Source organism: Pseudomonas sp. FeS53a, assembly GCF_000931385.1.
GTDB classification, from domain to species: Bacteria; Pseudomonadota; Gammaproteobacteria; order Pseudomonadales; family Pseudomonadaceae; genus Metapseudomonas; species Metapseudomonas otitidis.
The window spans coordinates 19,469-41,975 of sequence record NZ_JYFT01000047.1 but is presented as its reverse complement, the minus strand read 5'-3'; the positions used below and the strand labels follow the sequence as shown (position 1 = coordinate 41,975).

The following is a 22,507-nucleotide window of genomic DNA, read 5'->3' as shown; positions in this document are numbered from 1 at the left end:
CGTCAGCCCGGGGTTCCGCTGCCCGGGTACGGGCAGCGGAACCGGCCTGGCGATCAGTACACGTCGCGGCGGTAGCGCCCTTCGTTGGCCAGGCGCTCCAGGCCCTCGTCGCCGAGGACCTCGCGCAGCACGGCATCCACGCCACCGGCCATGCCCTCCAGGCTGCCGCAGATGTAGAACACGGCACCCGCCTCGACCCAGGCTCGCACCTCGTCGGCGGCCTCGCGCAGGCGGTCCTGCACGTAGACCTTCTGCGCCTGGTCACGGGAGAAAGCCAGGTCCAGGCGCTCCAGTTCGCCCCGCGCGAGCCAGCCTTCGATCTCTTCGCGGCAGTAGAAGTCGTGGGCCTGGTTGCGTTCGCCGAACAGCAGCCAGTTACGGCGACGGCCCGCGCGGATGGAGGCCTGCAGCAGGCTGCGCAGGCCGGCCAGGCCGGTGCCGTTGCCGATGAATATGGCCGGCGTGTCGGCTTCGGCCAGGTGGAAGCGGGCATTGCGGCGCAGGCGCAGCGGCACGCTGGCGCCCACCGGCAGGTAGTGGGTGAGCCAGCCGGAGGCGATGCCGAGGGCGCCGTCGGCGCGGCGTTCCTGGCGCACGATCAGCTCCAGGGTGCCGTTGACCGGCAACGAGGCGATGGAGTACTGGCGCTGGGCGAGCGGTACCAGGGCATCCACCAGGGCCTGGGCGTGCAGCCCGACCAGATGTTCGAAGCTGTCCGGCAGCACGCGCCCTTCCAGTGCCTGGCGCAGCGGCAGGGTGCGGCCGTCGAGCTGCACCGCCGCTTCGCCGTCCAGGCCGTGGCGGGCCAGCCAGGCGGCCACCACCGGCTCGCCCTGGCAGGGCAGGATGTCCACCAGGTCGCCCGCGTCCCACTGGGCCGCAACCCCTGCCGGGGCGCTCAGGCTCAGTCGCCAGGTCGAGGCACCCTGACTGCCGGGGTTGAGGTGCTCGCGGGCGCTCAGGGTCCAGGTCTCGAAGGGCGCCTCTTCCCAGGTGGGCACCACGTCGCTGCCGGAGAGCGTCGCCAGGTGCCGCTGCCAGGCCTGGATGGCCTGGCCGTCGCCGTTGTCCACCTCGACGGTGTCGAACAGGGTCAGCGCGCCCTGGTTGGCGAGCCAGTCCTGCAGGCGGTGGGCGAAGCCGCAGAAGTGCTGGTACTGGCGATCCCCCAGGGCCAGCACGGCGTAGCGCAGCTCGCCCAGGGCCGAGGCCTGGCCGAGCACGCGGCGCTCGAAGCCACGGGCGCTGTCGGGGGCCTCGCCATCACCGAAGGTGCTGACCACGAACAGGGCATTGCGGGCCTGGGCCAGTTGCCCGGCATCCAGCTCGCCCAGGGACTGCACGCGCACCGGCACGCCGGCGGCCTGCAGTTGACCGGCGGTCTGCCAGGCCAGTTGTTCGGCGAAGCCGCTCTGGCTGGCGAACCCCACCAGCCAGGCGTCGGCCCCGCCCTGCCCGCCCAGGTCGCCACGGGCGGCCCGTACCGCGCGCTTCTTGCGGCGGCGGTCGAGGTAGAGCAGCCAGCCGGTGATGAAGAACAGGGGCATGGCCAGGCTCGCCAGCATCATCAGGATGCGCCCCGGCAGGCCGAAGTACTCGCCCACGTGCAGGGCATAGACGCTGGTGAGCAACTGGGCCTTGAAGCTCTTCTCGGTGTAGCGCTCCACCCGGCTGACGGTGCCGGTGGCCGGGTCGAGGGTGATCTGGTTGAGGGCGCGCGGGTGGGCGGCGTCCTTGAGCAGGAAGAAGACGGTGGCCGGCTGGCCGCCCACCGGGGGTAGGCGCAGGTTGTAGGCGCTCAGCTCCGGGCCGGCGGCGTCGCGGATGCTCGCCCACACGGCGTCGTAGTCCACCACCAGCGGCGGGCCGGCGGGGGCCTGCATGCCACCTGGGCGGCCACGGCCTTCGCCCCGGCGCTCGCCCGGCTTGCCCTGCTCCCCGGCGGGGGCATCGGCCAGCAGGCGGTTGAGGCCTTCGCGGTACCACTCGTAGGACCAGAACAGGCCGGTCAGCGCGGCCAGGAGGTACAGCAGCAGGCACCAGGTGCCGGCCACGGCGTGCAGGTCCCAGTTGAAGCTGCGGCCCTTGCGCGACCAGTCCAGGGTCAGCCAGGCGCGCCAGCTCGCGGCCTGGCGCGGCCAGCGCAGGTAGAGGCCGGAGAGGCAGAAGAAGATGAGGGCCAGGGTGCTGGCGGCGGTGATCTGCTTGCCGGTCTCGCCCATGGCGAGGAAGCGATGCAGTTGCAGCATCAGGCCGAAGAAGGCCTCGCCGGAAGGTTCGCCCAGCAGTTCGCCGGTGTAGGGGTCGAACCAGCGCATGGGCCCACGGCGTTCGCCCGGTGGCGGGGTGAAGAAGACCCGTGCGGCTTCGCCGCCTTCGGTGCGCACCCAGAGGCCGGCGACCGTCTTGCCCGCGGCGGCTTCGATGCGGCTGACCAGCTCGGCGGGGGGCAACACGCCGCCCTCGCGCACCTCCACCTGGAGGGTGTCGCGGTTGAACAGCTCGAGGATCTCCTCCTGGAAGCTGTAGGCCGCGCCGGTGACGCCCATGAGGGACAGCACCAGGCCCGCACTGATGCCGAGCAGCCAGTGCAGCTGGAACAGGATCTTCTTGAACACGTGTCAGTCCTCGGGAGCGGGCCGGGCGGCCCGCCGTATCGCTGGATCGGAACGGCAACCATGCCGGAACGCGGCGATTCTATTTGAGAACCTGACGCATCAGATCGCGATTCCGAAGTTTTACCTTTTATTTACAGCCAGGCCGCGAGCCGCTCTAGGACGCGGCTCACGAACAATCCCCATCAGAACGAGTAGGTGGCGGAGAGGATCGCCGAGCGGGCGTCGCCGTATTCGATGGCGGACGAGCGGGCGTTGGTGCCGTTCTGCTGGCGCACACGCTCCACGTAGTCCTTGTCGAACAGGTTGTTGACGTTCAGCTGCAGGTCGAGGTTCTCGTTGACCTTGTAGCCGAGCATGGCGTTGTGCACCCAGTAGGCGTCCAGCTTGGCGGTGGTGCTGGAGCTGACGTTGCGCTCGCTGACGTAGCGGGCGCCGTAGCCCAGGGTCCAGCCGGCAGGCAGCTCGTAGGTGGTCCACAGGTTCAGCGAACGCGGCGGGGTGTTGCCCAGCGCCTGGCCTTCACGGGCGATGCCGGCGGCGGTGTCGGCGGCCTTGAGGGTCTCGCTGTCGAGGAAGGTGTAGTTGGCGAAGACGTCCCAGCGCTCGCTGATGTGGCCGGTCACGCCCAGTTCGACACCCTGCACGCGCTGCTTGCCGGCCAGTTGGGTGGAGCCGTCGGCCATGGTCTCGCGGGCGTTGGTCTTGTCGACACGGAACAGCGCGCCGTCCAGTTCGAGGCGGCCGGCCAGCAGTTCCCACTTGGTGCCCAGCTCCCAGGTCTCGTTCTTCTCCGGGTCCAGGTTCTCGGTCAGGGCGCTCAGGCCTGTTCCGCTAGAAGCAATACTTTCGGCGCTCGGGTTGAAGGAGTTGCCCCAGGCGACGTAGAAGCGGCCGTTCTCCACCGGTTTGTAGACCAGGCCGGCGCGGCTGCTGAGCTTCTTGTCCTTGGATTCGAAGTCACCGTTTTTCACCTTGGTGGGGGAATAGGTCTTGGCGCGACCGTCGAACCAGTCATAGCGCAGCCCCACGTTCAGGTCCCACTGCTCGTTCAGCGCAATGGTGTCGAAGACGTAAACCGCCTTGTCATCCAACTGATTCCGACCATAGGCGTTCGGGGTTGCGAGCTGCTTGTTGATCGGCCCGCTCCAGTAGCCGGGCGGGTTGGACAGGCTGAAGCCGGTGCTCGGGTACAGGGGAGTGCCCAGGCCGTGGTTGTAGGTCTTGAGCGCGTACTCCTCGCGGGAGATTTCCGCGCCGGTGACGATCTCGTGGTGCAGGCCGGCGGTGTCGGCGCTGATGCGCAGGTTGGTCTGGTTGATCCACAGCTCGGTGGTGGCATCACGGCCGTAGGCCTGCGGCCCGGCGGGCAGGTAGTTGCCAGCGGGTACGCCGGTCAGGTTGACGTGGGAGGCGGACACCACGGTGTCGCGGTCCACGCGGCTGTAGCGGGTCAGGTTCTGCAGGCGCAGGTTTTCGTTGAAGTCGTGTTCGAGGTTGGCGGTGAACGCGTTCTGCTCGATTTCTTCCTTGTCCAGGTTCTTCCAGCCGAAGTAGTCGTTGCGGTCGACGCCGGCCAGCTTCTTGCCGTCCAGGGCCGGTACGCCGTAGTCGGGCAGGTTGTCGTCGGTCTGGTGGAAGGCGCTGAGGGTCAGGCGGGTGGCGTCGCTGAAGCCCAGGCGCAGGGACGGGGCGACACCCCAGCGCTCGCGGTCGATCTCGTCGCGGCCGGGTACGTCGTTCTCGTGGGCCATCAGGTTCAGGCGGAAGGCGCTGTCGGTGCCGACCTCTTCCAGCGGCTGGTTGGTGTCCAGGGTCAGGCGGTGGTAGTTGTCGGTGCCCAGGCCCGCGCCGATGCGGGTGAAGGCGCGGCCCATGGGCTGCTTGCTGATGAGGTTGATGCTGCCGCCGGTGGTGCCGGCGCCGCCGAACACCGAGTTCGGGCCCTTGATGACCTCCACCTGCTCGATGTTGAAGGTGTCGGTGCGGCTGGTCTGGGCGCTGTCGCGCAGGCCGTCGATCTGGATGTTGCTGTTGGCGGAGAAGCCACGGATGTTGATGCTGTCACCGGAGCCGCCACCGCCCTCGCCGGCGTTGAAGGTGATGCCGGAAACGTTGGAGAGCACCTGGCGCAGGCTCAGGGCCTGCTGCTCCTGGATGATCTCCTTGGGGACGACGGTGACGGTCTGCGGGGTGTCCAGCAGCGGTGCGGTGTACTTGGCGGAGGCCGACTCGGTGACCTTGTAGGTCTTCTCGGCCTTGCCGTCGACGTTGACGGTGCCGAGTTCGAGTTTGTTCGAGTCCGCCGCCAGGGCGAGGCCGCTGGCCGAGGCGGAAACCAGGCCGATGGCGGAAGCCAGCAGTGCGCGTTGCGGCAGGCCGTTCTTGTTGCTCATAAGAATCACTCCCCAGTGAAGATGGGGCGCGATTCTATTTGCGAATGTTTATCAGTAAATATTTACCTGCTCATCTTTACATAATCTTTACAAAACTCGGAAAAACCCTACAAAGAGAATCAAGCGTCGAACATTGCCAAAACCGGCACAAGAAGAATCGAACGTGCGCGTTCCACGCCGATCCGCCTGGGGCGTCCAGCCATGAACGGGCAACGGTGCCGTACGAATGTCAGGGGTTTGGCCAGAGCCGCGAAGGGTCGATGGCGGCCAGGTGGGTGCAGCCGGTGAGCGCCATGGTCACCTCCAGCTCGGTGCGCAGCAGGTGCAGCACGTGAGCGACGCCGGAAGCACCGGCCGTGGCCAGGGCCTGGACGTAGGGCCGCCCCACCATGACCGCGCGGGCGCCCAGGGCCAAGGCCTTGAACACGTCGCTGCCGCGCCGCACGCCGCCGTCGAGGATCAGCGGCACGCGCCCGGATACGGCGTCGGCGATGGCCGGCAGCACGTCCAGTGTCGCCGGCAGGCCGTCGAGGGTGCGCCCGCCATGGTTGGACACGACGATGCCGGCCACGCCCTGCTCCACCGCGCGCACGGCGTCGAGGGGGTTCATCACGCCCTTCACCCACACCGGCAGGTGTGTCAGGGATTGCAGCCATTCCAGGTCGCGCCAGGTGGGCGCGTGCTGCAGCAGGGTGCTGCCGAACAGCGGGCTGGCGCCGGGCTGGGCCACGCTGGGGGGCAATGTGCGCATGCCCCGCAGGTTCACCGCCTCGATGCCCTCGGGAAGCTGGAAGCCGGCACGCTGCTCGCGGTTGCGCAGGCCGTTCACCGGGGCGTCCACGGTGACCATCAGGCCGCGATAGCCGGCGGCTTCGGCGCGCCGCACCAGCTCGCGGGTGAAGTCGCGGTCTGGCTGGATGTAGAGCTGGAACCAAAGGGGCGCCTGGGCGGCCTGAGCGATGGCTTCGAGGCTGACGCTGGCCTGGGTGCTGACCACCAGGGCGGCGCCCATGGCCGAGGCGCCCAGGGCGCTGGCCAGTTCGCCGTCCGGGTGGGCCAGGCGCTGGAAGGCCACCGGGGCGAGCAGGATGGGGTAGTCCAGCGTCAGGTCGCCGAGCTGCACGCGGGTGTCGCCGCTGCCCAGGTCTTCCAGCACGCGGTTGAGCAGGCGCACGCGGCGGAACGCGGCGAGGTTGTCGGCCAGGGTCTGCTCGTCCGCCGCGCCGCCGCTGAGGTAGGCCCAGGCGGCGGGGCTCATGCGTTCACGGGCGAAGGCCTCGTAGTCGCCGACGGCGGCGATCTCGGCGGGAATCCGCGGCAACGGCGGCAGGCTCATGGGGCGTTCCTCAGGTCTCAGGTGGTCGACCAGTGCCGCAACAGGTTGTGGTAGACGCCGGAGAGCTGCACCAGCGCGGGGTGCTCGGGCACGCTCTGGCCGAGCTGCTGGATGGCACCGTCCAGCTCCAGCAACATGGCGCGCTGGTTGTCCTCGCGCACCAGGCTCTGGATCCAGAAGAAGGCAGCCAGCCGCGCGCCCCGGGTGACCGGTTCGACGCGGTGCAGGCTGCTGCCGGGGTAGAGCACCAGGTGGCCGGCGGGCAGCTTGACCCGGTGGCTGCCGTAGGTGTCTTCCACCACCAGTTCGCCGCCCTCGTAGTCGTCCGGGTCGCAGAAGAACAGGGTGGCGGACAGGTCGCTGCGCACCCGGTGGTGGGTGCCGGGGACGCTGAAGATGGCGTTGTCGATGTGGTTGCCGTAGGTGCCGCCGCCGCTGTAGCGGTTGAAGCGTGGCGGCAGCACCTTGAGTGGCAGGGCGGCGGCGATGAACTGCGGGTGGCTGCCGAGGCGGTCGACGATGAAGTCGCCGATCTGCTGCGCGAGGGGGTCGTCCGGGGCCAGTTGCTGGTTGTCCTTGCTGCGCACGGCCATGTGCCCGGCGGTGCTGCGCCCGTCCACCCAGGCGGCGCGCTCCAGGGCTTCGCGGCACTGGCGCACTTCGTCGGCGGTGAGGACGTCGGGGATATGGAACATCACGCGGGCTACCCTCCCGGGCCGAACAAAGGCTGCTGATAAGCGTTCGCAAATGAGGCGCTCATCTTACTCGCCTGCCGGCAGCCAAGGAACCGGGACAAAGCGCCGCGCCCGCAGGCGCGGCGGGGCCGTCAGAACGACAGGGTGGCGTTGAGGGTGGCGGCGCGGGCGTCGCCGTACTCGATGGCGGAGGAGCGGGCGCCGGTGCTGCCTGTGCCCTGCTGGGTGCCGAGCTGGGTGCGGACGCGCTCGACGTACTGGCGGTCGAACAGGTTGTCCAGGTTCAGTTGCAGGTCGAAGGAGTCGCTGACCCGGTAGCCGAGCATGGCGCTGTGGACCCAGTAGGCGGCGAGCTTGACGCCGTCGTCACTGGCGGTGAGGTTGCGCTGGCTGACGTAGCGCGCGCCGTAGCCGACGCGCCAGCCACCGTCGAAGTCGTAGGTGGACCAGAGGTTGAATGACTGCGGCGGGGTGTTGGCCAGGGCCTGGCCCTTGGCCGAGACGCCGACGCGCTCGTTGACGGCCTTGAGGGTCTCGCTGTCCATGAAGGTGAAGGTGCTGAACACCTTCCAGCGCTCGTTGAGTTCGCCGGTCAGCCCCAGCTCCAGGCCCTGCACGCGCTGGTTGCCGGCGAGGAGGGTGGTGCCGTCGACAAGCTGGGTGCGGGCGTTGAGCTTCTCGACGCGGAACAGCGCGGCGTCCAGCTGCAGGCGCCGCTCCAGCAGCTCCCACTTGGTGCCCAGCTCCCAGGTGCGGTTCTTCTCCGGGTCGAGCTTCTCGGTGGCGGCGCTGAGGCCGGCACCGTTGGTGGCGATGTTCTCCGCACTGGGGTTGAAGGAGGTGCCGTAGGCCAGGTAGAAGCGCCCGTTCTCCACCGGTTTGTAGACCAGCCCGGCACGGCCGCTGAGGTGCTCGTCGCTGGAGCGGTTGTCGGTGGCCACCCAGTTGCCTTTGGTGAGCTTGTAGTCGTCAGCGTCGCCGTCGAGCCAGTCGTAGCGCAGGCCGAGGTTGAGGTCCCACTGCGGGTTCAGGGCCAGGGTGTCGAAGGCGTACAGGGCGCGGTCGTACAGGCGGGTGGCGAGGTAGCCGGAGTTGCTTCGCTGGGCCGGCCCGCTCCAGTAGCCGGGCGGATCGGCCAGGGGGTAACCCTCGTCGGGGAACTTCAGGCCGTAGTCATAGGTGGTGCGGTGGTAGGTCTCGCGGGAGAACTCCGCGCCGGTCACCAGGGTGTGGCCGATGCCGAGGGTGTCGAACTCGGCGGTGAGGTTGGTCTGGTTGATCCACATGCGGCTGGTGACGTCGCGGCCGTAGGCCTGGGGGCCGGCGGGCAGGTACTGGCCGGGGGCGAGGACGGGGCCCGGCGCACCACTACCGCGGCGGCGGTCGAGGTTGATGTGGGCGGCGGAGATCACCGTGTCGCGCTCCACCTCGCTGTAGCGGGTGAGGTTCTGCAGGCTCAGCTGGTCATTGAAGCGGTGCTCCAGGCGCACGGTGAAGGCGTCGCTGTCGATGCGCTCGCGGTCGAGGTTGCGCCAGCCGAAGTAGGCGTTGCGCTTGACCCCGGCCACGCGTTTGCCGTCGAAGGCCGGGACGCCGTAGTCCGGGTCGTTGTCGTCACGCTGGTGGAAGTAGCTCAGCGTCAGGCTGGTGTCCTCGCCCAGGCCCAGCAGCAGCGAGGGGGCGATGCCCCAGCGCTCGCGCTCCAGGCGCTTGCGGCCGGGGATCTCGTCGTCGTGGGCCATGAGGTTGAGGCGGAAGGCGCTGCCGCTGCCCAGCTCCTGCAGGGGCTGGTTGGTGTCCAGGGTGAGGCGCCGGTAGTGGTCGCTGCCCAGGCCCAGGCCGAGTCGGCTGAAGGCTTCGAAGCCCGGCTGCTTGCTGATCTGGTTGACGCTGCCGCCGGTGGTGCCGGCGCCGCCGAACACCGAGTTGGGGCCCTTGATGACCTCCACCTGCTCGATGTTGAAGGTGTCGGTGCGGTTGTTCTGGGCGCTGTCGCGCAGGCCATCGATCTGCAGGTTGGTGCTGGCGGAGAAGCCACGGATGTTGAGGTTGTCCCCCGAGCCGCCACCGCCCTCCCCGGCGTTGAAGGTGATGCCGGAGACGTTGGAGAGCACCTCGCGCAGGCTCAGGGCCTGCTGGTCGCGCATCACTTCGGCGGGCACCACGGTGATGGTCTGCGGGGTGTCGAGCAGGGGCACGGCGTTCTTCGCCGAGGCGGAGCGCTCGGTGCGGTAGCCGTCGCTGCGCCGCTCTTCGACGTGCAGCGTCTCCAGCTCCAGGCTGGCGCTGCTGCGCGGTGGCTCGGCGGCGACGAGGGGGCCGGCGGCCAGGCCGATGCCGACGGCGAGCAGGGTGCGTGGGCCCGGTTGCGGGCGCAGGGCAAGGCGTTTCATGGAAGGTCCTCCCGGTGGTGAGGGGAGGCAACCTATTTGATAAGAATTCTCATGAACATCCGCAAAAGCACGCTTGGGAAATGCCCTTGCGGCAAACGGATTCCACCTACACGAAAACGACAAAGCCCGCCGTGAAGGCGGGCTTTGTCGGGATGAAGCCCTTACACGTAGTAGGACTTCAGCGGCGGGAAGCCGTTGAATTCCACCGCGCTATAGCTGGTGGTGTAGGCACCGGTGGAGAGCCAGTAGAGGCGGTCACCGCTGGCCAGGTTCAGCGGCAGGCCGTACTTGTAGTTCTCGTACATGATGTCGGCGCTGTCGCAGGTGGGGCCGGCGATCACCACTTCTTCCATCTCGCCCTTCTTCTCGGTCCAGATGGGGAACTTGATGGATTCGTCCATGGTTTCGATCAGGCCGGAGAACTTGCCCACGTCGGTGTAGACCCAGCGCTCGACGGCGGTGCGGGACTTGCGCGCCACCAGCACCACTTCGCTGACGAGGATGCCGGCGTTGGCGATCAGGGAGCGGCCCGGCTCGAGGATGATCTCCGGCAGTTCGTCGCCGAAGTCTTCCTTGAGGAAGCGGGTGATCTCCTCGGCGTAGGTCTCCAGGCTGTTGGTGCGCTGGATGTAGTTGGCCGGGAAGCCGCCGCCCATGTTGATCATCTTCAGGGTGATGCCGTCCTCTTCCTTCAGGCGCTCGAAGATCACCTTGACCTTGGCGATGGCGGCGTCCCAGACGTCGATGTCGCGCTGCTGGCTGCCGACGTGGAAGGACACGCCGTAGGGGTCCAGGCCCAGCTGCTTGGCGAGGATCAGCAGGTCCAGCGCCATGTCCGGGTTGCAGCCGAACTTGCGCGACAGCGGCCAGTCGGCGGAGGTGGAGCCCTCGGTGAGGATGCGCACGTAGACCTTGGCACCCGGGGCGGCCTTGGCGATGTTGCGTAGGTCGGCCTCGGAGTCGGTGGCGAACAGGCGCACGCCCTTCTCGTAGAAGTAGCGGATGTCGCGGGCTTTCTTGATGGTGTTGCCGTAGCTGATGCGCTCCGGGCCGACGCCGGTCTTCATCACCTTGTCCAGCTCATAGATGGAGGCGATGTCGAAATTGGAGCCCTTCTCGCGCAGCAGCTCGGTGATCTCGGTGGCCGGGTTGGCCTTCACCGCGTAGTAGATCTTGGCGAAGGGGAAGCAGCTGACCAGCTGGTCGTAGGAGTCGGCGATGGTCTGCTTGTCGATCACCACGAAGGGGGTCTCGTGCTGATCGGCAAAGGCCTTCATGCGCTGGAAAGTGGCGGGTGCGAAATAGTCTTCGACCTTGATCGACATGCTAGGGACTCCAAATGGCTGAACGGTTCTGAAAAGGTGGAGTGGTTTCGTGACATACGAAACCGCGAACGCCTGACAGTTTCCCCACTTTGGTTCGCCTACTTCCCAAGGCATGTCGCCGAGCATCACCGGTACCGGGCAAGGGCGCCGGTAACCTCTCGTCGTCAGTACTTGAGCCGGATGGATCGTTTCCAGCATGGACGTTCGGGCGCGCACTTTAGGACTGCATGTCCTACATGGCAACCAGAAAATGCCGCCGTTTCGCATCCGATTGTCGCTTGCGTGGTTGATTGTTTTTTATCCTCAACGAAGCGTCCGGAATGCTGCACAAAACCGCGTTCTTGAGCCCCTTCACGGATTTTGCGTTGGCCTGGCGGAACACGTTCCGTATCCTTCCCGACTTCCCCCATGGACAGGCCCACACGAAGGAGTCGCATGCTCGATCTCGCCGCCAGCTTCATCGTCTTCACCACCTTCATCACCTACCTCAACTACCGCTTCACCCGGCTGCCGCCGACCATCGGCATCATGGCCACGGCGCTGCTGTTCTCGGCCATCGCCATCGGCCTGTCCGAGCTGGGCTACCCGATCCTCCACGAGGAGTCCCGCGAGCTGCTGCGGCGCATCGACTTCTCCTCGGTGCTGATGACCTGGTTCCTCCCCGCGCTGCTGTTCGCCGGTGCGCTGCACGTGGACCTGCGCGACCTGCACAGCTACAAGTGGCCCATCGGCCTGCTGGCCACCGCCGGTGTGCTGGTGTCCACCCTCGCGGTGGCGTTGCTGGCGTACTACAGCTTCGGGCTGTTCGGCTGGCACGTGGACTTCATCTATTGCCTGCTGTTCGGTGCGCTGATCTCCCCCACCGACCCCATCGCGGTGCTGGGCATCCTCAAGTCGGCCGGGGCGCCGAAGCCGCTGGCGACCACCATCGTCGGCGAGTCGCTGTTCAACGACGGCACGGCGGTGGTGGTGTTCGCCATCCTGCTGAGCGTGCTGAACCTGGGCGAGGCGCCCACGGTGGCCGGCGTGGCCGGGATGTTCCTGCACGAGGCGGTGGGCGGCGTGCTGTTCGGCGCGGCCCTGGGCTACGGGGTGTTCCTGATGATGCGCAGCATCGACCAGTACCAGGTGGAGGTGATGCTGACCCTGGCGCTGGTGATCGGCGGCGCGGCGCTGGCCAACCACCTGCACGTGTCGGCGCCGCTGGCGATGGTGGTGGCGGGCCTGATCATCGGCAACCACGGCCGCACCCTGGCCATGTCGGACGAGACCCGCCGTTACCTGGACAAGTTCTGGGAGCTGATCGACGAGATCCTCAACGCCCTGCTGTTCGCGCTGATCGGCCTGGAGCTGCTGTTGCTGCCGCTGAGCTGGCTGCACGTGGCGGCGGCCATGGCCCTGGGGGCATCGGTGCAGCTGTCGCGCCTGCTGACCCTGGCACCGGCCATCGTCCTGCTGCGGCAGAAGGCCCTGGGCCGTCGCCAGGTGCCCCGTGGCGCGATCCGCATCCTCACCTGGTGCGGCCTGCGCGGCGGTGTGTCGGTGGCCCTGGCGCTGTCGCTGCCACCGGGCGAGGAGCGCGACCTGCTGCTGACCCTGACCTACATCGTGGTGCTGGTGTCGATCCTGGTGCAGGGCCTGTCGATCGGCTCGCTGGTGCGCTGGATCTACCCCGGCCAGGCGCCGCGCGGCGAGCAAGGCGAACACTAGCCCTGCACACCGGATCGCCGGCCTCTACTGAAGCCGGCGATCCGCTATAATCCCGCGCTTTTCCGGGCTCCCTGCCCGCCCACGTTTCCAGCCAGGCAAGCACCCATGACCATCCAGGCCGCCGAAGTCGCCAAACGCCGCACCTTCGCCATCATTTCCCACCCGGACGCCGGTAAGACCACCATCACCGAGAAGCTGCTGCTGATGGGCAAGGCGATTGCCGTCGCCGGCACCGTGAAGTCGCGAAAGTCCGACCGTCACGCCACCTCCGACTGGATGGAGATGGAGAAGCAGCGCGGCATCTCCATCACCACCTCGGTGATGCAGTTCCCCTACCGCGAGCACATGATCAACCTGCTCGACACCCCCGGCCACGAAGACTTCTCCGAAGACACCTACCGCACCCTGACCGCGGTGGACTCGGCGCTGATGGTCCTCGACGGCGGTAAAGGCGTCGAGCCGCGCACCATCGCGCTGATGGAAGTCTGCCGCCTGCGCGACACCCCAATCGTCAGCTTCATCAACAAGCTGGACCGCGACATCCGCGACCCCATCGAGCTGCTCGACGAGATCGAGGCGGTGCTGAAGATCAAGGCCGCGCCCATCACCTGGCCGATCGGCTGCTACAAGGACTTCAAGGGCGTGTACCACCTGGCCGAAGACAAGATCATCGTCTACGTGCCGGGCCACGGCCATGAGCGCATCGAGACCAAGGTCATCGAGAAGCTGGACTCCGACGAGGCCCGCGCGCACCTGGGCGATCTCTACGACAACTTCCTCGAAGAGCTGGAGCTGGTGCAGGGCGCCTGCCACGTCTTCGAGAAGGACGCCTTCCTCAAGGGCGAGATGACCCCGGTGTTCTTCGGCACCGCGCTGGGCAACTTCGGTGTCGACCAGGTGCTCGACTGCATCGTCGACTGGGCGCCCAAGCCGCTGCCCCGCGCCACCCACGAGCGCAGCGTCGAGCCCACCGAGGAGAAGTTCTCCGGCTTCGTGTTCAAGATCCAGGCGAACATGGACCCGAAACACCGCGACCGCATCGCCTTCATGCGCATCTGCTCGGGCAAGTACGAGAAGGGCATGAAGATGCGCCACGTACGCCTGGGCAAGGACGTGAAGATCGCTGACGCGCTGACCTTCTTCTCCAGCGAGCGTGAGCAGCTGGAAGAGGCCTTCGCCGGCGACATCATCGGCCTGCACAACCACGGCACCATCCAGATCGGCGACACCTTCACCGAAGGCGAAGCCCTGGGCTTCACCGGCATCCCGCACTTCGCCCCGGAACTGTTCCGCCGCGTGCGCCTGAAGGACCCGCTGAAGTCCAAGCAGCTGCGCCAGGGTCTGCAGGAGCTGGCCGAGGAAGGCGCCACCCAGGTGTTCTTCCCCGAGCGCAACAACGACATCATCCTCGGTGCCGTCGGCGTGCTGCAGTTCGACGTGGTCGCCAGCCGCCTGAAGGAGGAATACAAGGTGGAATGCGCCTACGAGGCGATCAACGTCTGGTCGGCGCGCTGGATCGAGTGCAAGGACGAGAAGAAGCTCAAGGAGTTCCAGGACAAGGCCTTCGAGAACCTCGCCGTGGACGGCGGTGGCCACCTCACCTACCTGGCACCGACCCGCGTGAACCTCAGCCTGATGGAAGAACGCTGGCCGGACGTGAAATTCCGCGCCACCCGCGAACACCACTGATTCGCCCCCTCGGCACGGAGGCGCCGCCCGCTGGCGGCGCCTCTGGGCTAGGCTGACAGCCAGGTCCCAGGCAGCCGACCGCCATGCTGATCGATACCCACACCCACCTGGACTTCCCAGAATTCGATGCCGACCGCCCGGCCGTGCTGCAGCGCGCCCGTGCACTGGGCGTGGAGCGTCAGGTGCTGATGGGGGTGTTCGAGGCCAACTGGGCGCGCATCTGGCACCTGGCCGAGACCGAACCGGACCTGTACGCCGCCTTCGGCCTGCACCCCATCTACCTCACCGACCACCGCCCCGAGCACCTGGCGGCCCTGCGCCAGCGCCTGGAAGCCCTGGCCGGCCACCCGAAGCTGTGTGCGGTGGGCGAGATCGGCCTCGACTACTTCCTCCCCGAACTCGACCGCGACGCCCAGCAGGCGCTGTTCGAGGCGCAGCTGGCGCTGGCCGTCGACCTGCACCTGCCGGCCCTGCTGCACGTGCGCCGTAGCCACGCGGCAGTGATCGCCACCCTCAAGCGCATCCGCCTTGCCCGGGGCGGCATCGTCCACGCCTTCGCCGGCAGCTACGAGGAAGCCCGCGAGTACCTGAAGCTGGGCTTCCGCCTGGGCTTGGGCGGCGCCCCCMCCTGGCCCCAGGCCAACCGCCTGCGCAAGGTGGTGCCGCGCCTCCCCCTGGACGCCATCGTGCTGGAGACCGATGCGCCGGACATGGCGCCCTCCATGCATCCGCACCAGCGCAACAGCCCGGAATATCTGCCGGCCATCTGCGCCAACCTCGCCGAACTGATGGGGCTGACGCCGGATGCCCTGGCGGCGGCCAGCAGCCGGAACGCCTGCGAGCTGTTCGGCTGGGCGCCGTTCCCGGGCTGAAGCCCGGGCTACGACCTATCCCGTAGGCCAACAAACGAAAAGCCCGCCGATTGGCGGGCTTTTGCTTGCGACTGACGATCAGACGCGGAACGCGCCGATCAGCTGCTTGAGCTGCGCGACCAGGTCGGACAGCTGGCGGCTGGCCTGTTCGGTCTGGCTGGCCCCCTGGGCGGTGCGTTCGCCGGCGCTGTTGATCTCGACGATGTTCTGGTCGATGTCGTGGGCGACGGCGGTCTGCTGCTCGGCAGCCGCGGCGATCTGCTGGTTCTGGTCGACGATCATCCCCACGGCGCCAAGGATGTTCTCCAGCGCCTGCTGCACGCGGCCGGACTGGTTGACGGTGCCGCCGGCCATCTGGTGGCTGGTGTTCATCGCCTTCACGGCCGCGCCGACACCGCCCTGCAGGCGGGCGATCATCTGTTCGATCTCCTCGGTGGACTGCTGGGTGCGCTTGGCGAGGGTGCGCACCTCGTCGGCCACCACGGCGAACCCGCGCCCCTGCTCACCGGCACGGGCGGCTTCGATGGCGGCGTTGAGGGCCAGCAGGTTGGTCTGCTCGGCGATGCCCTTGATCACTTCCAGCACCCGACTGATGGAGGCGCTGTCGGACGCCAGCTGGTTGATGACGTTCACCGACTGCTCGATCTCGTGGGCCAGGCGTTCGATGCTGCCCAGCTGGGATTCCACCAGGCTGCGGCCGTTGACGGTCTCTTCGTTGACGCTGTGGGCGCTGCCGACGGCGGCCGCCGCGCTGCGCGCCACTTCCTGGGCGGTGGCGGACATCTGGTTCATGGCGGTGGCGACCTGCTCGATCTGGCTGCGCTGCCCGGCGACGGCGAGGTTGCTCTCCTCGGACACCTGCTGGACGCGGCTGGCCTGGCGTTCGACCTCCGAGACGGTCTGCCCGACCAGCTGGATCAGGTCATGGATCTTGGCCACGGTGCCGTTGAACACCTGCCCCAGCTCGCCCAGTTCGTCGCGGCTTTCGGCCTGGAAGCTGACGGTCATGTCGCCAGCGGCCACCTGGTCGAGCACCTTGCCCAGGCGCTTGAGGGTGGTGCGGGTGGAGACGTAGAAACCGCTGTAGAGGTAGACGATGGCGAGGAAGACACCCACCAGCGCCACCACCAGCAGGATGGTCTGGACACGCTTCTCGCCGAGGCGCTTGTCCAGGTCGCTGCGCAGGAACTCCAGGGCGGCGTCGTTCAGCGCGTAGGTCTTGTCCATCAGCGCGCTGGCCTGGTCGTAGAAGCTGGCCCAGGGCGTGTCGAGGGTATCGGCCATGATCACCTGCTCCTCGAACAGGGTGGCGGCCTCCTTGAGGGTGGCGCGGCTGGCGTCGGCCTGCTGGCTGAGGGCGGCCTGGGCGCGCGGGTTGCCGGTGAGGGCGTCCTGCAGCTTGAGGCCGTACTCGCTGCCGAGCTTCTCCAGGTCCAGCAGCAGGTCGTCGAGCTTGGTGCTGGCGGCGGAGTTGAGGAAGCCCTGGCCAAGAGAGTAGGAACCGATGGCACGCCCCTGGCTGATGCCAGCGGTGACATCGGGGGTAACGCTGGTGATCAGTTCGGCCACCTGGCGCACATCGCGCTGGCTGTCCTGGCTGAGGCCGGCCTGGCTGGCGACCAGCTTGATGAAGACCTGGGCATTGCCGAGGAGCTTCTCGATCATCGCGCTCTTGCTCTGCAGGGAGGTTTCCTTCTGCGCGGCCTGGAGGGCATTGAGCATTTCGTCGCGCTTGGCGTTGAACTCGGTGACCTGCTCGGCGTCGGTGGTGACCGGCTGCAGCGCCTTGAGGGCCGCGAGCACGTCCTGTTCCACGCGGGTGACGCGGCTGTCGAGGTCGCCCGCCTGGCCGGACTGGCCGATCAGGGAGTTGATCAGCACCAGGTCGTTGAGGCTTTCCAGGTTGCGCCGCAGGCCCTGGCTGGCGTGCAGCAGGTCCAGGCTCTGCAGTTCGTTGCGGGTGCTGACGAACTGCTCGTAGGACTCGCGAACGAGAAAGTAGTTGGTGACGATCATCGGCAGGAAGAACAGTACGCTGATCAGACTGAACTTCATGCCGAAGCTGAGGCGATTCATCAGCGCGATGGCCGGATACAGCAGAGTCTTCACACGACGTCTCCTGGCTTGCTTATTTATTGTTATGCGGCGTCTTGGACGGAATCAGGATGGCACGGTGACAGCATGCCGTCCCCTATCGCCCGACCTGCGGCAGACCGATCAGGGCGTCCTATGCCCGGCGATAAAAGTGACGGATATCACAAAAGACCCTCACTCGACGCAGGCCCTGTGTACCCGATATCGGCGAGGGTTTCTGTAACTTAAGGTTAAGAACGGCTACAGATCAACGCGAAAGGCGCCGTCAGAAGAACAGCGTCCACAGGGCGAAACCCGCGTACCAGAGCACGGCGGAACGGACCAGCAGGTGCCACAGGGCGTCCAGGCTGGCCACGCCCTCCTCGCCCGCGCTGGACTCGGGCAGTTCGCCGGCGGCACGCCCGGCGATCACCACGAAACGCTCGGCGGGCATCTCCCAGTTGAGCAGCTCATGCAGCAGTACGCGGCTGACGGCGACGAAGTTGCCCACCAGGGAGAAGCTGGCCGCCAGTACCCGCACCGGTACCCAGTCGAAGGCATGCCGCACCTGTCGGGCCTGCTCGCGGATGGCGGGGGACGCGGCGCGCACCTCGGCCAAGGCCAGCAGGCGGTAGGCCAGGGCCGCCACCGGGCCCAGCAGGAAGTACCAGAAGATCACCGCGAAGAAGCTCTGGTAGGCCTGCCAGACCAGGTACTCCTGCACCCGCATCAGCAGGTCGTCGCCCTCCTCCACCCGCAGGCCCAGGTCGCGCTCGGCGACATGCAGGGCACCCTGGGTATCGCCCCGGCGCCAGGCGTCGCGGAAGGAGCCGAGGTCGGCCTGGACATCGCCACGACCAAGGGCGAACACCACCACCAGCAGGTGCACCGGAAGGGCCAGCCAGCCATAGGCCAGGGGCTGCAGCAAGGTCAGCACCAGGGCCAGCGCCACCAGCGGCAGCACCACCCAGATCCCCAGCGCCAGCCAGGGCCGCCCCGCCAGGGGGCGGCTGGCGGCGGCGCCATCCAGCTGCCGCAGCCAGGCACTGTCCCGTTGCAGGCGCTGGCGCCAGTTGGAGAGTTTCTCGATCCACAGCACCAGCAGCAGTACCAGGAAGCTCATGGGGTCATCTCCTTATGCAGCAGGCTGGCGCGCAACCGCGCCCAGTCGAAAGCGGGCCCTGGGTCTGTCTTGCGCACGGGGGCGATGTCGCTGTGGCCGCAGACCCGCTCGGGGGTTATGGCGGGGTAGGCACGCAGCAAACCACGGGCCAGTCGGCCCAGGGCGTCGTACTGGGCATCGCTGTAGGGCAGGTCGTCGGTGCCTTCCAGTTCGATACCCAGGGAAAAGTCGTTGCAGTTCTCGCGACCTTCGAAAGAGGACTTGCCGGCGTGCCAGGCGCGGTCGAGGCAGGAGACGAACTGGGTCACCCGGCCGTCGCGCTCGATGAGGAAGTGTGCGGACACCTGCATGTCGGCGATGCCGGCGAAGTAGGGATGCTCGTCGGCGTCCAGGCGGTTCTGGAAGAACTCCACCACCTTGCCGGTGCCGAACTGGCCCGGGGGCAGGCTGATGTTGTGAATGACCAGCAGGGAGATTTCCCCGTACGGACGGGCATTGAAGTTGGGCGAGGGGCAGTGGCGGGCGTCTTCACACCAGCCGGTGGCGATGTCCGGTTGCATGGCGGCTCCTTGATCCGCCGACACTCTAGAGCAGCCTGCTGCCCGGGCCAAGGCCCGGAAACGCAGACGCCCGGCCGGGGCCGGGCGTCCTGGGTGAAGCGCTTGGATCAGGCGCCCTTGAGCTTGCGCAGGTTGCCGATCACCGACTCCAGGGCCCGGTCGAACAGCAGGGCGTCGTCCAGCAGGCGGATGGCGCCACGGCGGAACTCCACGGCCAGGCCCATGCGGGTCTTCTCCAGCACCTTCATGCCGGTGCGGTTGACGAAGATGTACTTGCCGGTGGGCTTGATGATCGCCGCCAGCTTGCAGCGGACCTTGTGGTCCTCGTCTTCCTGGAACTCGACCCAACTGCCGACACGCAGGTTGTCCACCTGGTCCAAGGCCTCGTCGCCCTCGGGCAGCGAGGCTTCCGGCTCGGGCGCGCGGCTTTCGCCGGGCGCCAGCAGGATGATCTCTTCCACCACCTCGACCATGGCCGGCGCTTCTGCAGCGGCTTCCAGCTCCAGTTCGGGCAGGTCCACGACCAGGGCGGCATCTGCGGCTATCGGCGCATCGGGTTCGGCGACGTCGGCCACCACCGGCTCCGGCTCGGGGCGTTTGAAGCGCTGGAAGGCCTGGACATGCAGGGATTCCAGCTGGCTGAAGAATTCGCTGGTGGAGAACGGGTCGAAGGCGGCGCTGGTCAGCCCTTCGCGCAGCGACTTGAGCAGGCCGGGCACCAGTTCCAGCAGGCGCATGCGGGCCTCGGGCGCCTCGTGGGGCTCCACGCTCCAGATCAGGTCGTCCATGGTGGCCAGGGTGGCACGCCATTCTTCGGACTCGGCACCGTGCTTGAGGCAGGTGAGCAGCATCACCTTGCTCCAGGCTTCCTGCAGCAGGCGCACCACCACTTCGGGCAGGGTACGGCCCAGCAGGCGCTCGTTGAGGGCCTGCTCCACCTGCTGGCGAGCCAGCTCGGCCTTGGCGCGGCCTTCTTCGGCGTCACGGGTGCGCTGTTCCAGCAACTCGCTGCGGCGGCGCTCGTCGCCGGTGTAGGCGAGGAAGTCGGACAGCAGGTCGGAGAAGATGCCCGGATCGTCGACGAAATCGTTCAGCAGGCGCAGCACCACCTGTTCGATGCGCTGGTAGAGCACGTCGCGCTGGAGGTCGTCCTGCTCGCTCCAGCCCATGGCGGCCGAGGCGATCTCGTTGAGCAGGCGGCGCGCTGGGTGGCTGCCGCGGCTGAAGAAGGTCTTGTCCAGCACGGCGACCTTGAGCATCGGGATCTGCAGGCGGCCGATGAGGGCCTTGAGCGAATCCGGCAGGGAGCGGTCGTCGAGGATGAATTCGAAGAGCATCGACACCAGGTTGATGACGTCGTCATCCACCTGACCGACTACGCGGGAACGGCCGCTCTTGGCGCTGGCGCGGGTGAGCAGGCTGTCCAGCTGGAAGCGGACGTCGATGTCGTCCACCTTCTGGGCGGACAGGTGCTGCTGCAGGTGCGACAGCAGGCGCATGAGGTCGTTGCTGGTGATGGGCACGGCATCGGCCGGCACCTCACGGCGGGGCAGCCCGCTGCCACGCACTTCGGAGAGCAGGGCCTGCAGGGCGCCGAAGACTTCCTGGACCTCTTCGCTGGCCATGTCGGCGACGACACCGGCGGCATCCCCGCCAGCAGCAGCGGAACGCGCAGCGCCAGGGGTGCGGCCTTGGGGACGGCGGGCCGGTGGCGCGGACTTCAGCTCCGGCAACACGCCGGCGGTGATCAGCAACTGGTTGGCTTCGGCGTAGAGCTGGTCCAGTTCGGTCAACACGTACTTGTCAAACAGCTTGAAGATGATCAGCTTGACCTTGATCTCAACGCCTAGGCCGCGGCAGGCGTCGAGGAAGGCCTCGCACAGGGCGCGCGGACCGAGCGGGTTGGTGCGGTCGTCGATCTTCTTGCTGACGAGGGTATTGATGCGGGTGGTGAGGTGGCCGAGGGCGACAGCGTCACGGCTCATCACCTTGGACACCATGGTGTCCTGGGCGACGGACTCTTCGAGGTCGTCGTTCTGGACCAGGCTCAGGCTCTCGAACGACACCGCGTCGAGCTGCGGCGCGCGGCCGATCTCGTACTGGTTGAGGTTGGAGAAGGTCTCGAAGACCTTTTGCAGGAAGCCACGCTCGATGCTCTTGCGCTTGAGACGCAGGTCGCGCATGGCTTCGAAGAATGCATTCTGCTCGGCATTGCTGGTCGCGCGGTCGGCCATCTGGAAGAGAGTGTCGTCCGCGTTGTCGAACAGCGCCTGCAGCGCTTGCTTGAGCTGTTGTGCAGCCTTGTCGCGCACCTGGATGAGTGCCACGGGCAGCCTTCCTACCGGCGAAGTTGGCGTTTGCTCGGAGGCGCCCTTGAGAGGCACCACGTTCGCGTCGGTCTGCATAGCGAGTCTCCCGCAGCCGACCACCTGGGACAGGGGATTCGGACTGCTCAGCTACGTCGAAGGATCACTTCAACGTCAAGCCTCTGGCGTCAAATAGAGAAATTCAGACTCATTATAGGGATACTCGTTCCGCAACCAAGGGGACACTTCCTGCAGTTATGACGCATGTCACACAGAACCCAACCCTTGTAGGCACGCGGCTGACAGCCGGTGCCGTTCTGAATATCTAGCAGAAAGCCAGCGACCGTTACCACCGCCGCTGCACCGGCGGTCCGCCGGCCTCTATAATCGCGCCATCTCGCAGCGGAGCCTCCCATGCCCAACCTGACCCTTGCCGACCTGAGCGCGGAAATCGAAGCCAACGTACGACGCGCGCTGACCGAGGACATCGGCAGCGGCGACATCACCGCACAGCTCATCCCCGAGGAACGCCTCGCCCATGCCACGGTGATCACCCGCGAAGCCGCTGTGATTGCTGGGACCGCGTGGGTCGACGCGGTGTTCCGCCAACTCGACCCTCGCGTGGCCGTGCATTGGCAGGTGGCGGACGGTGATCGCGTCCAGCCCAACCAGGCCCTCTTCCATCTGGAAGGCCCGGCGCGGGCATTGCTCAGCGGCGAACGCAGCGCACTGAACTTCCTCCAATGCCTCTCCGGCGTCGCCACCCGCGTCGCTCATTATGTGGAGCTGGTGAAAGGCACCTCGGTGAAGCTGCTGGACACCCGCAAGACCCTGCCCGGCCTGCGCCTTGCGCAGAAGTACGCCGTCACCTGCGGCGGCGGCCACAACCATCGGATCGGCCTGTACGACGCCTTCCTGATCAAGGAAAACCACATCGCCGCCTGCGGCGGAATCACCCAGGCCATCAACGCCGCCCACCGCATCGCACCCGGCAAGCCGGTTGAAGTGGAGGTGGAAAACCTGGACGAACTGCAACAGGCGCTGGATGCCGGTGCCGACATCATCATGCTGGACGAGCTGAGCCTCGACGACATGCGCACCGCCGTCACCCTCACCGCCGGCCGCGCCAAGCTGGAAGCCTCCGGCGGCATCAACGACACCACACTGCGCACCATCGCCGAGACGGGGGTCGACTACATCTCCATCGGCACCCTGACCAAGGATGTCCGGGCGGTGGACCTGTCCATGCGGCTCAGCCTCTGAGGGCGAACCGCCAGAAAGCAAAAAGCCCCGCGATTGCGGGGCTTTTTGTTGAGCTGGTGCCGGAAACAGGAATCGAACCTGCGACCTTCGCGTTACGAGTGCGCTGCTCTACCTACTGAGCTATTCCGGCGGCGGGGCGGAATTTAGCATT

Annotated in this window: 14 protein-coding genes, 1 tRNA gene and 1 pseudogene; 4 read left to right on the top strand and 12 right to left on the bottom strand. The window is 67.1% G+C overall.

Features of this window, described 5'->3' with window-relative positions; genetic code table 11:
• Positions 1-53: 53 nt before the first annotated feature.
• From SZ55_RS13920 to SZ55_RS13895, 6 genes are all read right to left on the bottom strand, one after another.
• Entirely contained in the window at positions 54-2,618 is a 2,565-nt protein-coding gene (locus SZ55_RS13920; protein WP_044406915.1) for a PepSY domain-containing protein, read from the bottom strand.
• 182 nt (positions 2,619-2,800) lie between these two features.
• Positions 2,801-5,011: a TonB-dependent receptor gene (locus SZ55_RS13915; protein ID WP_044406912.1), complete on the bottom strand. Its 2,211-nt coding sequence runs from the start codon at positions 5,009-5,011 to the stop codon at positions 2,801-2,803.
• Between the two features lie 229 nt (positions 5,012-5,240).
• Positions 5,241-6,347, bottom strand: a complete 1,107-nt coding sequence (locus SZ55_RS13910; RefSeq protein ID WP_044406910.1) for an alpha-hydroxy acid oxidase — start codon at positions 6,345-6,347, stop codon at positions 5,241-5,243.
• A gap of 17 nt (positions 6,348-6,364) precedes the next feature.
• The gene (locus SZ55_RS13905; protein ID WP_044406907.1) at positions 6,365-7,045 is read right to left on the bottom strand and encodes a Fe2+-dependent dioxygenase; all 681 of its coding nucleotides are present in this window, start codon (positions 7,043-7,045) and stop codon (positions 6,365-6,367) included.
• A 128-nt stretch (positions 7,046-7,173) separates the two neighbouring features.
• A complete protein-coding gene (locus SZ55_RS13900) occupies positions 7,174-9,435 on the bottom strand; it encodes a TonB-dependent receptor (RefSeq protein WP_044406904.1) in 2,262 nt (753 codons plus the stop codon).
• A 161-nt stretch (positions 9,436-9,596) separates the two neighbouring features.
• On the bottom strand, positions 9,597-10,760 hold the full coding sequence (locus tag SZ55_RS13895) for a type III PLP-dependent enzyme (protein WP_044406901.1): 1,164 nt from the start codon (positions 10,758-10,760) through the stop codon (positions 9,597-9,599).
• Positions 10,761-11,195: 435 nt separating this feature from the next.
• Here SZ55_RS13895 and SZ55_RS13890 point away from each other — a divergent pair, with 435 nt between their 5' ends.
• The 3 genes from SZ55_RS13890 to SZ55_RS13880 all read left to right on the top strand — a co-directional run bounded on the left by SZ55_RS13890 (position 11,196) and on the right by SZ55_RS13880 (position 15,031).
• A complete protein-coding gene (locus tag SZ55_RS13890) occupies positions 11,196-12,470 on the top strand; it encodes a cation:proton antiporter (protein ID WP_044406899.1) in 1,275 nt (424 codons plus the stop codon).
• 105 nt (positions 12,471-12,575) lie between these two features.
• Entirely contained in the window at positions 12,576-14,159 is a 1,584-nt protein-coding gene (locus SZ55_RS13885) for a peptide chain release factor 3 (RefSeq protein ID WP_044406897.1), read from the top strand.
• A gap of 83 nt (positions 14,160-14,242) precedes the next feature.
• A complete protein-coding gene (locus tag SZ55_RS13880) occupies positions 14,243-15,031 on the top strand; it encodes a TatD family hydrolase (protein WP_044406895.1) in 789 nt (262 codons plus the stop codon).
• 78 nt (positions 15,032-15,109) lie between these two features.
• Here SZ55_RS13880 and SZ55_RS29090 read toward each other — a convergent pair whose 3' ends face one another.
• From SZ55_RS29090 to SZ55_RS13860, 5 genes and pseudogenes are all read right to left on the bottom strand, one after another.
• Positions 15,110-15,814: a methyl-accepting chemotaxis protein gene (locus SZ55_RS29090; RefSeq protein ID WP_373870794.1), complete on the bottom strand. Its 705-nt coding sequence runs from the start codon at positions 15,812-15,814 to the stop codon at positions 15,110-15,112.
• Between the two features lie 153 nt (positions 15,815-15,967).
• Positions 15,968-16,258, bottom strand: a pseudogene (locus SZ55_RS29085) (HAMP domain-containing protein); the annotation flags it as partial.
• Positions 16,259-17,390: 1,132 nt separating this feature from the next.
• Entirely contained in the window at positions 17,391-18,227 is an 837-nt protein-coding gene (gene ampE / locus SZ55_RS13870; RefSeq protein ID WP_044406889.1) for a regulatory signaling modulator protein AmpE, read from the bottom strand.
• The gene (ampD, locus tag SZ55_RS13865) at positions 18,224-18,787 is read right to left on the bottom strand and encodes a 1,6-anhydro-N-acetylmuramyl-L-alanine amidase AmpD (protein WP_044406886.1); all 564 of its coding nucleotides are present in this window, start codon (positions 18,785-18,787) and stop codon (positions 18,224-18,226) included. The genes ampE and ampD overlap by 4 nt, the downstream gene beginning before the upstream one ends.
• Positions 18,788-18,894: 107 nt before the next feature.
• On the bottom strand, positions 18,895-21,192 hold the full coding sequence (locus tag SZ55_RS13860) for a DUF1631 domain-containing protein (RefSeq protein ID WP_044406883.1): 2,298 nt from the start codon (positions 21,190-21,192) through the stop codon (positions 18,895-18,897).
• Positions 21,193-21,507: 315 nt separating this feature from the next.
• Between SZ55_RS13860 and nadC the strand changes: the two genes are divergently transcribed.
• Positions 21,508-22,356, top strand: coding sequence for a carboxylating nicotinate-nucleotide diphosphorylase (gene nadC / locus SZ55_RS13855; RefSeq protein ID WP_044406880.1), 849 nt, complete (start codon positions 21,508-21,510; stop codon positions 22,354-22,356).
• A gap of 54 nt (positions 22,357-22,410) precedes the next feature.
• Here nadC and SZ55_RS13850 read toward each other — a convergent pair.
• Positions 22,411-22,486 (bottom strand) — tRNA-Thr (locus SZ55_RS13850).
• Positions 22,487-22,507 lie beyond the last annotated feature (21 nt).